12 protein-coding genes are annotated in these 12,732 nt (G+C 62.5%); all 12 read right to left on the bottom strand.

Annotation, left to right across the window (positions count from 1 at the left end; translation table 11 throughout):
- Positions 1 to 19 precede the first annotated feature (19 nt).
- Genes IPM16_05480 through npdG form a run of 12 tightly spaced genes read right to left on the bottom strand, consistent with a single transcriptional unit; the run spans position 20 to position 12,657 of the window.
- Positions 20 to 2,245, bottom strand: coding sequence for a xanthine dehydrogenase family protein (locus tag IPM16_05480; GenBank protein ID MBK9122561.1), 2,226 nt, complete (start codon positions 2,243 to 2,245; stop codon positions 20 to 22).
- Positions 2,246 to 2,251: 6 nt separating this feature from the next.
- A complete protein-coding gene (locus IPM16_05475) occupies positions 2,252 to 2,641 on the bottom strand; it encodes a hypothetical protein (protein ID MBK9122560.1) in 390 nt (129 codons plus the stop codon).
- Positions 2,625 to 4,061: an FAD binding domain-containing protein gene (locus IPM16_05470; protein ID MBK9122559.1), complete on the bottom strand. Its 1,437-nt coding sequence runs from the start codon at positions 4,059 to 4,061 to the stop codon at positions 2,625 to 2,627. The genes IPM16_05475 and IPM16_05470 overlap by 17 nt, the downstream gene beginning before the upstream one ends.
- 15 nt (positions 4,062 to 4,076) lie before the next feature.
- Positions 4,077 to 4,706 carry a metallophosphoesterase family protein gene (locus tag IPM16_05465; protein ID MBK9122558.1) on the bottom strand — a complete coding sequence of 210 codons (630 nt, stop codon included), beginning with the start codon at positions 4,704 to 4,706 and terminating at the stop codon, positions 4,077 to 4,079.
- 40 nt (positions 4,707 to 4,746) lie between these two features.
- The gene (locus tag IPM16_05460) at positions 4,747 to 5,556 is read right to left on the bottom strand and encodes an XdhC family protein (protein MBK9122557.1); all 810 of its coding nucleotides are present in this window, start codon (positions 5,554 to 5,556) and stop codon (positions 4,747 to 4,749) included.
- Positions 5,549 to 7,984 (bottom strand): hypothetical protein, encoded by a 2,436-nt coding sequence (locus tag IPM16_05455; GenBank protein ID MBK9122556.1) that lies wholly within the window; start codon positions 7,982 to 7,984, stop codon positions 5,549 to 5,551. Before IPM16_05455 ends, IPM16_05460 begins: the two co-directional genes overlap by 8 nt.
- Positions 7,981 to 8,976, bottom strand: coding sequence for an LLM class flavin-dependent oxidoreductase (locus IPM16_05450; GenBank protein ID MBK9122555.1), 996 nt, complete (start codon positions 8,974 to 8,976; stop codon positions 7,981 to 7,983). Before IPM16_05450 ends, IPM16_05455 begins: the two co-directional genes overlap by 4 nt.
- A gap of 2 nt (positions 8,977 to 8,978) precedes the next feature.
- Positions 8,979 to 9,662, bottom strand: a complete 684-nt coding sequence (cofC, locus tag IPM16_05445) for a 2-phospho-L-lactate guanylyltransferase (protein MBK9122554.1) — start codon at positions 9,660 to 9,662, stop codon at positions 8,979 to 8,981.
- The gene (locus tag IPM16_05440; GenBank protein MBK9122553.1) at positions 9,659 to 10,606 is read right to left on the bottom strand and encodes a 2-phospho-L-lactate transferase; all 948 of its coding nucleotides are present in this window, start codon (positions 10,604 to 10,606) and stop codon (positions 9,659 to 9,661) included. The genes cofC and IPM16_05440 overlap by 4 nt, the downstream gene beginning before the upstream one ends.
- Positions 10,597 to 11,232: a nitroreductase family protein gene (locus IPM16_05435; GenBank protein MBK9122552.1), complete on the bottom strand. Its 636-nt coding sequence runs from the start codon at positions 11,230 to 11,232 to the stop codon at positions 10,597 to 10,599. Before IPM16_05435 ends, IPM16_05440 begins: the two co-directional genes overlap by 10 nt.
- The gene (gene cofE / locus IPM16_05430; protein ID MBK9122551.1) at positions 11,216 to 11,980 is read right to left on the bottom strand and encodes a coenzyme F420-0:L-glutamate ligase; all 765 of its coding nucleotides are present in this window, start codon (positions 11,978 to 11,980) and stop codon (positions 11,216 to 11,218) included. Before cofE ends, IPM16_05435 begins: the two co-directional genes overlap by 17 nt.
- The gene (npdG, locus tag IPM16_05425) at positions 11,977 to 12,657 is read right to left on the bottom strand and encodes an NADPH-dependent F420 reductase (GenBank protein MBK9122550.1); all 681 of its coding nucleotides are present in this window, start codon (positions 12,655 to 12,657) and stop codon (positions 11,977 to 11,979) included. The genes cofE and npdG overlap by 4 nt, the downstream gene beginning before the upstream one ends.
- Positions 12,658 to 12,732: the final 75 nt, after the last annotated feature.

The raw sequence follows: 12,732 nt of genomic DNA, 5'->3' as shown, positions 1-12,732 counted from the left end.
AGTGTGCCGTCGAACCATTCTACGGTATTGCGCCAATCCCTGCCGCCCGAAGCGCCGCGACCACGCGCTCGGGCGTCATGGGAATCGTGTCGATCCAAACGCCGGTGGCGTCATGCACCGCCGCCGCGAGCGCCGGCGCAAACGGTAGCAGCGGCATCTCCGCCATTCCCCGTGCCCCCCACGGTCCAATCGGGTCGGGATACTCCAGCACGACTGATTTGACCTCGTGTGGGACGTCCATAATCGTTGGGATCAAGTAGGTCGACAGATACGGGTTCAGGATCCTGCCCTCGCGCGTGACGAGGTTCTCCATCACCGCGTAGCCCTGCGCTTGGACGACTGCTCCCTCTACCTGTCCAACGACCAACTGCGGGTTGACGGCGCGGCCAACGTCGTTGGCACTTACGACACGGATGATTTCGATATGCCCGGTCTCGATATCGACTTCGACCTCGACCGCCTGCGCAGTATAGCCATACGCGAAGTTCGGCTCGGACTTTCCGGTTCGGGGGTCGTACATCGAGGTACGGGGCGGGCGATACTCAAACAAGCCGACGGCCGGACGATCCTCGCTCTTCCATGCGGCTAGTGCCTTCTCAGCCGCACCGCGAATGGCATTTCCCGCCATGAACGTCAATCGAGATGCGGACGCACTTCCCGATGACCCGACGCTCGCCGAATCGGACGCGATCAACTCGACGCGCTCCATCGGTACGCCTACAGCCTCGGCCGCCATCTGCACGAATACCGTGTGTGCACCCTGCCCGACGTCAGCTCCGTTAGCCCGCAAGACCACCCGGTCGATCGTCGATTTGCCGTGAAGCTCAATCGCGGCCCATGAGTGCTCAGGAAAGCCAAACGAATAGCCGACGTTCTTGTAGCCGCCGGCAATTCCGACCCCCCGCTTGCGCCACGCTTCCGCAGGCTGTTCGAGATCGCGTTTGTGCCATGCCCCCTCACGCGTCCAGTAGCTTTCGAGCGCGCACTGCTCGAACACCTGCGGCATGCTCACGCCGGGCGGGAGGGGTGTCTGCACGGACGTCACGCTGCCTTCCCGTATCGTGTTGATCATGCGGATGTGGACCGGGTCCATATCGAGCGCTTCAGCCAGTTTGTTCATCTGGCTCTCGGCGGCGAACAACGCCTGCGGCCCGCCAAACCCGCGGAACGCCCCAGTCGGAATGTTGTTGGTGTAGACCGCGTACGTGTCGACGTGCACGTTCGGACACTCGTAGGGCCCGCTGACGAGCAGACACGCATTGGCGACAACCTTGGTCGACGTGTAGGCGTAGGCACCGGCATCCGCCAGCACCTCGGCCTCCATAGCGACCAGCTTCCCCTCAAGTGTGGCGCCCCAGCGTGCCCGAATCGAGAATGGATGCCGCTTATGGTGAAAAAGGATCGACTCCTCTCGCGACCACTGGATCTTCACCGGGCGCCTCAGCCGCTGCGCCGCTAGCGCCAGCACGATCTGAACGGACATATCCTCACGGCCACCGAACGCCCCGCCGATGGCCGGGTAAATCACCCGCACCGACTCTTCGGGGACGTCCAGCGCGTGGCTGATCTGCCAGACGTCTTCATGGGTCCATTGGCCCGCGACCACCACGGTAATGCGACCCTCGTCATCGATGTACGAAAGTCCGGCCTCGGGCTGCAGGTAGGCGTGCTCCTGATAGCCAGTCTCGTAGACCCCCTCCACGACAACGTCCGCGGCGTCCCAACCCGCTTGCTGGACACCCTTGCGTATGCGAAAGTGGCACAGGATGTTGTTGGCGTTGCCGGCGTGCAGTTGAGGCTGCCCGGGTTCCATGGCTGTACGGAAGTCAAATACTGGCGGCAGTGGCTCGTAGACTATGTCGACCGCCGCGAGGGCCGCAGCCGCTTGCGCTTCGCTGTCGGCAACTGCCACTGCAACGCAGTCCATCGTCGTACGCACGATGTCGGCGCCCTCAATGCCGCTGCCCGGGCCGCACAAGACCGGCTGATCCTTGATGATCAGCCCATACTCGTTCTTTGGCACATCGCGCGCCGTGAATATCGCGTGTACGCCGGGCATCGCCTCAGCGCGCGACGTATCGACGGAGACGACTCGAGCGTGGGCGTGGTCGCTGAAGCGAAGTTTCATCCACAACTGCCCCGGGACCGTAATATCGCCGGGATAGGGGGTTTCACCCGTAACCTTGCCGTATGCGTCGATCCGGCCGACGGAGCGGCCAACGTGCTTGAGCGTCGATTCCGTCATACGTTGCTATTTGCCTTCTCGACGCGCCTTCGCGATCTGCTTGCGCACCTGCTGCTGCCGCGCTTTCTTCGCCGCCGCAGAAACAAGGATTTCGCGCTTGTCCTTCTTCATCTCGCGGTCGCTGAATTTCTCCTTCGACTTGGGCACCATCATCGCGAACATCACGGCCATAATCATCATGCAGATGAAGAACAGCGCGATCCCGACGATGACGCGCCAAATGTTCGGGTCGACCTGTCCCACAAATCGCTGCGTGTTTTCGGACAGTGGCGCGCTGAGGATATAAGCCACTACGCCAAACACGATCGTAAGGATAAGGCCAACAATGCCAAGCCATGCACGACTGCGTCGTAACTGCGATTCATCTTTCGCGAGTGGATCAGTCTGCTGAAACATCGGTCGCCTCCGTCACCCCGTGGCTCTGCGATGCGGATTGCATCGCACTGATGATCTTATAATATCCGGTACAGCGGCATAGATTACCACTGAATGCCTGCTCGATTTGCGCACGGGTGGGTTCCGTATGCTCGTGCAGCAGAGCCGCCCCGGCGACAAGGAACCCCGGCGTACAGTAGCCGCACTGCACCGCCCCCTCCGCAATGAAGCCCGCCTGAACCGGATGCAGTTGGTCACCGACTTTCAAGCCTTCGACCGTCGTCACACGCGCGCCATGGGCGCGCACCGCCGGGACCATACAGGCCATCACTGCCGCTCCATCCAGCAGCACGGTGCATGCGCCACATTCCCCTTCGGCACATCCTTCTTTCGTGCCCGGAAGGTCGGCCGCTTCACGCAGAAAGTCGAGCAGTGTACAGTCGTGTCCGCGGTCGAACCGGCGGGGAACACCATTGATCTCGACCTCGATCCGATCACCGTCAGCCAACGTGCTCGCACGCTGGATTACCGGATGAGGCTCCGCCCCCCACAGCATGGCGGCGTCCGAAGGCGGGGCCACGCTTGCATCTTGCGCTAGCATACGCAGTGCCCGATGCACCAGCACACCGATCATTTCGCGCCGATATGCCGCCGTACTACGCACGTCGTCGATGGGAGACGGCGCCGCGGCAGCGGCCCGTGCTGCGCGCGACATCACTTCGGGCGTAAGCGGCTGCCCGATAAGTTGGAGTTCGGCGTCTGGCACGCGAATAATCACTGGCGCGACACTCCCAAGCGTAATGACCGCGTCGGTCACGATGGATGCGGCGTCCAACGTCAGCAGTACGGTGCAGTTCACGACTGAAATGGCCTGCGCGCGCCGCAATCCGAGCTTGAGAAAAATCCCGCGCTGACTCGCCGTCATCTTGGGCACGCGAATGTTGACGAGAAGTTCATCCGGTTCCATGACGGTCTTACGCAGTCCGGTATAGAACTCGGCGAGGCGGATGGTACGGGTGCCGCGCACCGAACGCAGCTCGACCGACGCGTCTAGAGCCATCAGCGGGCAGATCGTGTCGTTGGCTGGAGATGCAGTGATAACGTTGCCGGCGATGGTCGCCCGGTTGCGAATCTGTGGCGCGCCGACTTCCCAACTGGCCTGCGCGAGCGGCAGCGCAAAGCGCCGGATCGGATCACTGGCGACAACGTCGTTGTGCGTCGCCATGGCGCCAAGAATCAGCGAGTCCGCGGTCTCCTCAATGCCGACCAGTTCCGCCACTCGCGACACGTCGACAAGCGCCTCGAGGTGCGGGCGCGTCCCGCGTTCAAGTTCGATCAACAGGTCTGTCGCGCCGGCTACGACTCTGGCTCGCGGTCCGTATTGTGCGAGCAAGTCCACCGCTTCGTCAGCGGAGGCGACGTTGTGATAGGTCTTCCACATGCTTCGGCCTCAAGATTAGTGTGCTTCGATTCGAGCTACGGGTTCGATGTCCAGCACCGTATACGGGTTGATATTTACGATATGCGTTTGCAGATAGTCGGTTCGTGTTTTTACGCGGTTATCGTACGTGTGCACATGCCCGTGCACCATGTAGCGCGGACGATACCAGCGCATAAACCACAACAGCGCCCGCATGCCGTGGTGCGGCCTGTCATCCAGGTCATGAATACCCTTCGGCGGCGAATGTGTCACCAGCACGTCGACCCCGTACCCTCGGCGATAACGGCGCGGGAGCAGCGAAGGCCCAAACCGGGCAACCATGTTGGCAACCTGCCAATCGTCATACTGGATCTTACCCTGATTGTAGCGTATCGACCCCTCAATGCCTGCGAAGGTTAATCCTCCGAATTCCACCACCCTCCGGTGCAGATCGACACCGCCGGGCGGTTCCTGGTCGTACATTTCGTCGTGATTGCCACGCACGTAGAACAGCGGTACACCCAGCACCGATGTAATGAATTCGAGATAAGCCGCGCTCATGTCTCCACAGCTGACGACAAGCTTGACGTCAGCGTACCTGCGCCTGAGGTTTGCGGCGTTCTCCAACTGAGCGACAACCGTGTCGCTGACAAAAAGAATCTTCACCGTCTCGCCACTGCTTGTACCATCGGATCGACGGTCGCTGTCACGTGTCCTGCTGCGACATGGATCGACCTGAACCACCTCGCTGTATCATAATGATTTCCGCAAGAATGCTCACCGCGATTTCGCGCGGTGTCTGTGCCTCGATATCCAGCCCTATTGGCGCGCGCAAGCGATTCAGCAAGTCCAGCCCGAGACCACTTCGCGCAAGAGCCTCACGCGTCAGGTGGATCCGCCGCTTGCTGCCGATTAGGCCGACGTACGGGGCTTTCGTCGCGAGCAGCGCGGGCAGCAGTCGCTCGTCTACCGGCAGGCCCCGCGTCACCGCGGCGACAAACGTGCCCTCGTCAATCACGGTCCGCGACACGATATCTACCGGATCACACACGACGTACCCGGCGAGATCCGGCACGATATGCGGCCCACAATAGTCGCTGCGATCGTCAGACAGAATGACCTGGAACCCCGCCCACTTCGCGAGCTCACACAGGGCGCTCCCCACGTGGCCGCCGCCGATTACGAGCAGTCGCGGTGCCGGCCGCACCGGATCGACCACGACCCGCAGTGTACCGCCACAGATACCTGGATCACCCGCTTCGAGACTGTTGAGCGTGTACGTCTTTTCGCGGATACGACCATCTTGAAGAGCCGCAAGCGCCTCTTGAATCGCATCCGCTTCCATTGCGCCGCCGCCGATTGTACCGATCACCGATCCGTCCTGCCGCACGAGCATCTTTGCGCCGGCCTCACGCGGCACCGAACCCTGCGTCGACACGACGGTCACCAGCGCGAACGGTTCCGACCCGTCGGCCGCCTCGCCAACTGCGACTAGCACTGCGCGTACGTCATCCATCGTCGCCTATGACGACCTCTCCGATCAGAACGCGATCTGCGTCCACGGTCCAACAGCACGTCACAGATGGCGGCGTGCGCACCCCGGTAAGGGGCGAGTACAACCCGATCGCCACCGTGTAGCGCCCTGCAGGCAATGCCGCCAAGTCTAACACAACCTGATCGGAAGTCGTGCCCAGCGGCATGATGCCCGGAGGAAGCGCGCCGCCGCCCGGATAGGCATCGTCTTGCAGGACCGGCGGCTGGTCAAGCTGCGCGTACACGTGGACAAAACGTCGGTAGTCGCCCGTCGCGCCACCCTCGTTTAGAAAATCCATCGAGACCGTCAAAATGTCGCCATCGCGCGCGATTTCCGGCTCAACGCCTACCCCCGCCTGCGCGAACTCGATCGAGACGGAGGCCGTCGACAAGGGCGCGGCCGCATAGACCCCATGCCAATAGGGCGTGACGACTTGGCTGGCATGTGAATAATCGACCTCGATGCGCAGCCCACCGCCCCGGTCGCGGGCAGGGAGCCGCGTCGGCACCACGATGAACTGACCCGGAATGGCCGGCAGAGTGCGGGTCGCAAGGTCGGCGCCGTCAACCCGGACCGTCATCGTCACCGGCGCAGTCGCGTGATAGACGCTAAGCAGCATCAAATCACCGCTCTCCGGCGCACTCAATGTGAATGACTCCGCGCCCGACATAACCCGGCCACCATCCCGCCACCGGCAGGATTCGCCGCAGCCTGTCACGTCGAGGTCGTAATACTCGCTGGCAAAACCGGCGAGACGCGCTGTGTTCGACCACGCGTAGCTGTGCGCACGTTCGCTCTCGATGTCCGCTAGGTCGACAAAGTCCAACAGAGCGCCCTCCTCCACGTGATCAAGCAGCGCCGACGGCAGGGGTGGCGCAGTCTGAACACGAGTCCAATCGGGCCGGTATACACCCTGAAATGGGCCACCAAGCGCAACGTTCGTCGCAAGATCGACGGGCGCGTCGAAACCGACCAGTGGTGGGCCGTACAACGAATCGGCTAGATAGCGCAGGCCGCGCGCGTCGGTGTAGGCAGCAACATACTCGGGCTGCTGCCGGTCGAGGTATTCGCCCACCGCTCCCGGCCCGTTGCGCCACGAGTCGGCGGCGTCAGGCGACGTCAGCCCGACCATGTCGAGGGTCGTGCGTCCACCGACGAACCGAATGAGCCCGACATCGTGCACCGCCACGACCGACTCACCGGGAATGTTGGCGGCGATCCATCGCGACATCGCCAGCGGCTGACGCGCGACGTTTTCGACGTTGATCCGATACAAGTCGAAGAACGTGACGTGGGTCAGGCCGGCGAACGCACATACGACGAGAGCGACAGCCGTCGCTGCACGTCTATCGAGCCGAAAGGTCGCCGCTGCCACAGCAGGAAAGGCGACGATCAGCAGCGGCACCGAATAGCGGTTGAAGTGCCAGAACGCGGTGTCGAGTGTTGCGATCGCGGCAAAGCCTGCGGCCCACCATCCCAGCACGAGCAGGCCGCTCAGGTTACGCCTCAGGACAAGCATCATCGCACCGACTACGGCGGCAAGACCCACAAGCGGAGGCAAGATCCAGTGTCCGTGTGCGTCCGCGCCGATTGCGAATTGCGCCCATAGGCGCGCAACGTTCTCGGCGATGCGCTCCGCGACGTAACTGAGATCGAATGGCACCACCGAAAACAGTGATTTTGACTGCCCTCCGGACGATCCCAAGCCGCCAGTGACAAGCAGGTTTAGGGCAGGCTGCAGACCAGCGGCAGCCAGCGGTACGAGAAACACGAGCGCAGCAGCACGCCATCTGCGCTGTACCACCGCGCGGCCAGCAAAAACGGTTCCAGCCAGTATTGCGAATCCCGCAGCTTCGGGCCGGCTCACGGCGAGAAGCGCAGCCGCGACGGCGAACTGCAAGGCTGACACGTTATCGAACATCAGCAGCGTGGCTGCCATCAAGCCGCCGACCAGAAGCGTTTCCATCCCGCTTGCGGCGTGCCACGTCATCGCGCCGCCGATCACCGCGAACCCTAACAGGGCGGCGATGCCCCGCAGACGTCCCCACCGCAGCGCAAGCTGCCGCACACACTCGGCGGCGACGAACAGACCGCACGCCCCGATGGCTGCAGCCCAGATGCTGACGCCGAGGCCGTGGTCTGCAGTTCCGCACGCGGCCGCAAGCAGGATCGGATAGATCAAGCTCGTTCCGCCTGATGTCGGTGGCTGACCCGGGTTGTAGACGAACGGCTCGCCTGACGCGAACTGGCATGCGTACTGGAAATGGATATATGCGTCGTCAACCGGCATTAACGGATCGCCGCCCGTGAACCTCGCGCCGAGCAACGCATAGACACACACCGCGGCAGCCGTAGCCCCCGCGTAGATCCACGGCAGCGCACGCTCGATCCGTCCCCATACGGCGGTCACGATAGGTAGGGGTCCGTAAACACGTCGATCATGAAACGGACGTCTTCGCCGATGCAGTACAACACCGGCGATGTTGCCCCGGCGTCCAGATAGTCGTTGACCTTGCGTCGAACGTCGTCAGGTGTCCCGGCGGCCATCAGCGCTAGCAGGACTTCTTCGGGCACGAGGCGAGCCGCTTCGTCCAAGCCCGACTCTGCTGCGGTCCGGGTGACCAAATCGATCAGCGACGTGGCGACACCGTTGGCCTGCATTAAGGCCGGCTGAGCCAACACGGCGCCAGCAACGAACCGCCGTGCTTCGGACATCGCCTGCGCGCGATTGCGATTGACCGAGCATGCGATCAACTGCGACCGGTCGACAAATTCGATGGGCCGGCGCGTGACAGCCGCACCGCGCCGGATTTCGTCGAGCGCCGCCCGCGTATAAGCAGGCGTAACGAGATAATTGAGCAGCGCCCCGTCGGCAAGCTCGCCGGCCAGCGCGAGAGTACGCGGCGCAGTGCCGCCAAGGTAGATCGGGATACGCCGGCTTTGCAGCCGCATCTCGTGTTCGGGAATCTGCGCGCTAACGAGCGTTACGAATTCCCCGCTGCGAGACACCGATCGCCCGGCAATCAACTCGCTCAACGCATTTGCCACCTCGCGCAGCGCAAGCAGCGGCCGATCGCGTTCAATCCCGACACGAGCGGCTTCCGCGTCCGTCCACCCGCCCAATCCACACAGTATTCGATCCGGGGCAAGCTCATCGAGCGTGACGAGGGACGTGGCCAGCAGGCCGGCGTTGCGCGTCCACGGGTCGAGCACGCTCGTACCCAGCTTGATGCGCGTCGTCACGGCGCCGAGCGCAGCCAGTACCACCAATGAGTCCCGCAGCAGCATACGCTCTGCTTGCCAGACGGCTTCGAATCCGCGCAGTTCTGCGTACTGCACCACCCGTATAGCGTCAGGCAGCGGCATCTGCGCGGGCAGGAACAGACCTAACCGCTTGAACATGCCTAGCCCATCATCCGCCGTTCAAATGCGGATTGCAGCTCATCGAATGCTTCGGCGAGCGATACGCCGTCCGGCACGGTACGGCCAAAGACGGCCTGATAGAACGCGTCGATGTCCTCGGGGATGTCGAGGTCGTACTGCAAGTTGTGCGAATGATACTCGGCGACGTGTACGCCCAGCACGTGCGCCTGATCGAGATGTCGCTGATAGCTGCCCGGGCCGTAATCATATTCAAGCAGCCCGGGCGGCCTAACCAACAGCGCGTTGGTTCCGTCGTGCAGTCGATCGGTAGCAATGACCACGCACTGCTCGTGCGTTCCCGCCAAACGGATCATGTCCGTGACGTCGTCAATTCCGATGAGCGGCACGTCCGCAGGCAGTACGAGGATCGAGCCGGCGTTCCAAGAGGCGAGCAGTTGCGTCGCGCGCATCAGGGCCGGGTTGAGCGCAGGCTGGCCGCTTTCCTGTACCGTGCGCGCCCCAAAGTCGCGAGCAATGCTCAGGACCTTATTGTCACGGCTGATCACCAACGTACCGGTGACCTGCCGCGCAGAACGGGTTGTCTCCAGTATGTGCCGGAGCGTCATCTCAGCGAAGCGCTGGCGCTGATCGGCCGACAACACGTCGGCCAGCCGGCTTTTCGCACGGTTTAGCGGTTTGACGGGCAACACCACCCACACGCTCACCGGATTTGCTCCCCGATATAGCCGATCAATTCGCTCGCAAAGCGCATGCGATCTGTCGGCTCAAGCATCAACGTATCTCGCTGAACGACGTTCATTCCATCCCGTGCAAATATCGGATTGCGAACATCGTCAATGAAGTCGGTCAATAACGCCCCGTAGAAGTCGGCGACGCTGCGCCCGCTGACCTCAAGACCCTGCTCGGCCATGAGCTTTGCCGCCGGCCCCTTAACCGCCTTGCCATCGATAATCGGCGTCACCGCGACACGGGGCACGTCACGCGCAAGGAGTCGCTCGCGCATGTCGCCGACGGCCAGAATCGGCCCAATCGACAGCCACGGGTTCGACGGCGCAAGGACGATGCACGTCGCCCAATCGATGGCCGCAGCGACTTCGGCAGTTACGCTTGCGTCTTCCGCGCCCACGTAGCGAACGAACTTGACCTCGGGCTGCCAGCGATAGCGGACGAAGTACTCCTGAAAGTCGAGTTCCCCGTAATCCGCTGTCAGGACTCGGGTCGGAACCGGCGCGTCGGTCACAGGGAGAATGTCGATGTCCACACCCATCGCGCTTACCAATTCCGCGGTCACTTGTGTGAGTGTCGCGCCGTCGGCCATCCGCTGCGTACGATACATATGCGTCGCCAGATCATTGTCCGTGAGGCGAAACCACGCGTCGTCACCCATTTCGACCAAGGCTTGCAGCACAGTCGACGTATCGCCGGCCACACCCCACCCGTTTACCGGGTCAACCCTGCCAGCCAACGTATACAGCACGGTGTCGGAATCGGGGCAGATCTTCAGCCCGTAGCGGCGGAAGTCGTCGCCCACGTTGACGACGATTCGAAGCGCGCCGGGCGGCAGGCAGCGGCTCAGCCCGTCGGCCAGCTTGGCCCCGCCTACGCCGCCAACAAACAACACAACGCGCAGTTCTGTACTCACCGCCACACGACACTTTCTTCCAACGGGTTTCGAGATCGCGACCGGCTTTCTGCCGGCGCTCCCACCGCGACGATCGCCTGCGGCTCCCAGTCCGCATCAAGTCCCAAGGTTGTGCGCACGACATCCTGACAGAACAGCGGCGCGCACATCCAGCAGGCTCCCAGCCCATAGGCGTGAGCACTGAGCAGCAGGTTCTGCCCGGCCATCGCCACGCTCTGAACAGCCATGGTGCGCTCGTGGGCCGCCCGGATCGGGTCGGGATACGCATCCATGTCGCGCATGGTCAGGCACAATACGATAAGGATAGGGGCGCCGGTCAGCCGAGCATACGACCGCCCGGCATCAGCCTCGATGGCTTCTTGCGACACGCCGTCGCGCTCAAGGTCTGCACGCAGTCGGTTGCCCATTGCAGCCGCCAGTGATCGCTTCGCCGCGTCGTCCTGGATCACGGCAAAGCGCCACGGCTGACGATTGTGCGCAGATGGCGCGCGAATGGCGGAATCCAGCAGCGCAGTCACGACATCGCGCGGGACGCGTTCGCCGGTATACCGGCGAATCGAACGTCTGCCGTAGATGATCGCGCGCAGCGACTCGACCCGTTCTCGGGCATCGGGATTAGCGATAAAGGTCATGTTGGGGCTGCCGATTCAAGTCTGCTGCCGAACCATACGGACCGACTGAGGGGATACCGCGTACGAGCACGACTGGCAAGCCATCCGCACCCTCTCCGCAGATCAGGTGCGCTGCCGACGCCAGCAAATCGCCGTACGCGCTTACGGTAATGCGGAGGGGCCGTCCATACAGATCTTCGCTTCCGCGCAGATCGAGCACTGTGGTTACCCCTGCCGCGCCAATCGCCACGCCGATGTTGCCCACGCGAAACGGTCGACCGTGCGAGTCGCTGATAATTACACCACACACGGCACCCGTGAGCGCTTCGATACGATCTCGCAGCGCCGACGCGCTGCCGTCTGGGTCAACCGGCAGCAGAAGCGCATGCGTATCGCCGTCTTCGATATTGCTCTGGTCGATTCCCGCGTTGGCGCTCGTGAACCCGAGCCGGTGGGTGGTCACAAGCACGTTTGGGGCCACGCGCGATACGCTCGCCGATTCGCGCAGGACCAGCTCGACGATTCGCGGGTCTTTGCCCGTCTTGCTGGCGAGCGCCTGCGCCTCGTCCGATGCTGTGACCGTCCGCAGGTCGACCATGCGGCCTTCGCTTTTGGAGACAATCTTGGACGAAATCACAAGCACGTCGTTGGTGATCAAACGTTCCCCGGCCCGATGTATTGCTTCGATGATCATGTCCGCGAGGTCGTCACCCGCGTGAATCAGCGGAATCCCCGGTACCGACCACAGCGTTACGCGCCGATCGCTCACGAGGGAAGTCCTGTGATTCGAATCCCTGTCCCCTTGACGCCATACACTTTGTTGATGTGCAGGAGCACCGGGGTCAATGCTTCGGCCGCGACAACATTGGCCAGCGGGCCAGCGTCGATGCCGCGCATTCCAGCCGCTTCGACCAACCGAATTACGTCTCGTTTGGCATCGTCATCGTCAGAGCACACCAACACATCGCAGTCGACGTCCGTATTCGGATCCTTGAGCTTGCCCGCGCTTACGTTGTGGAACGCGCCTACGACGCGCGCATCCGGGCCGAGAATACGCTGCGTATTGAGCGCGGCGGCATCGCCTTGCGGCACGAACACAGTGCGAACATGCGGCGGCTTTAACGGCACGGTCAAGTCAACGACGATCTTGCCGGCAGTATGCGCCTTGATTGACTCGACGATCTCAGGCTGTGCGTCAAACGGCACGGAAACCACGACGAAGTCTGCAGCGGCCGCGGCATCCGGGTTCGCCATACCAGTAAGATAATCCCCGCCCAGTTCGTTATTCAGCTCACCGCAGCGCGCCACCGCCCGTTGTGCATCGCGCGAGCCGATCAGCACACGATAGCCGTTGAGCGCCCAGCGCATCGCCAGCCCGCTGCCCTCTTTGCCAGTACCGCCGATAACTGCCAAAGTGACCATGATTCCGCTGTCGCTTTCGGCCATAGTTGTCCTTTCAGGTGGTGCCTGTCTGCAGCAGTGACCTTCACAATTATAGTCTGTCCGCGGACGACCTTCGAT

Origin of the sequence: Candidatus Flexicrinis affinis, from assembly GCA_016716525.1 — a bacterium.
GTDB classification, from domain to species: Bacteria; Chloroflexota; Anaerolineae; order Aggregatilineales; family Phototrophicaceae; genus Flexicrinis; species Flexicrinis affinis.
Note: the sequence above shows the minus strand (reverse complement) of the source record. Positions and strands in the feature narration are given on the sequence as shown.

Bases quoted from the DNA above. Each gene is read 5' to 3' on its own strand.
- npdG (MBK9122550.1), bottom strand. From the start codon at position 12,657: ATGGCCGAAAGCGACAGCGGAATCATGGTCACTTTGGCAGTTATCGGC.
- IPM16_05470 (MBK9122559.1), bottom strand. From the start codon at position 4,061: ATGTGGAAGACCTATCACAACGTCGCCTCCGCTGACGAAGCGGTGGAC.
- IPM16_05460 (MBK9122557.1), bottom strand. From the start codon at position 5,556: ATGGATGACGTACGCGCAGTGCTAGTCGCAGTTGGCGAGGCGGCCGAC.
- IPM16_05475 (MBK9122560.1), bottom strand. From the start codon at position 2,641: ATGTTTCAGCAGACTGATCCACTCGCGAAAGATGAATCGCAGTTACGA.
- IPM16_05480 (MBK9122561.1), bottom strand. From the start codon at position 2,245: ATGACGGAATCGACGCTCAAGCACGTTGGCCGCTCCGTCGGCCGGATC.
- IPM16_05435 (MBK9122552.1), bottom strand. From the start codon at position 11,232: ATGACCTTTATCGCTAATCCCGATGCCCGAGAACGGGTCGAGTCGCTG.
- IPM16_05450 (MBK9122555.1), bottom strand. From the start codon at position 8,976: ATGTTCAAGCGGTTAGGTCTGTTCCTGCCCGCGCAGATGCCGCTGCCT.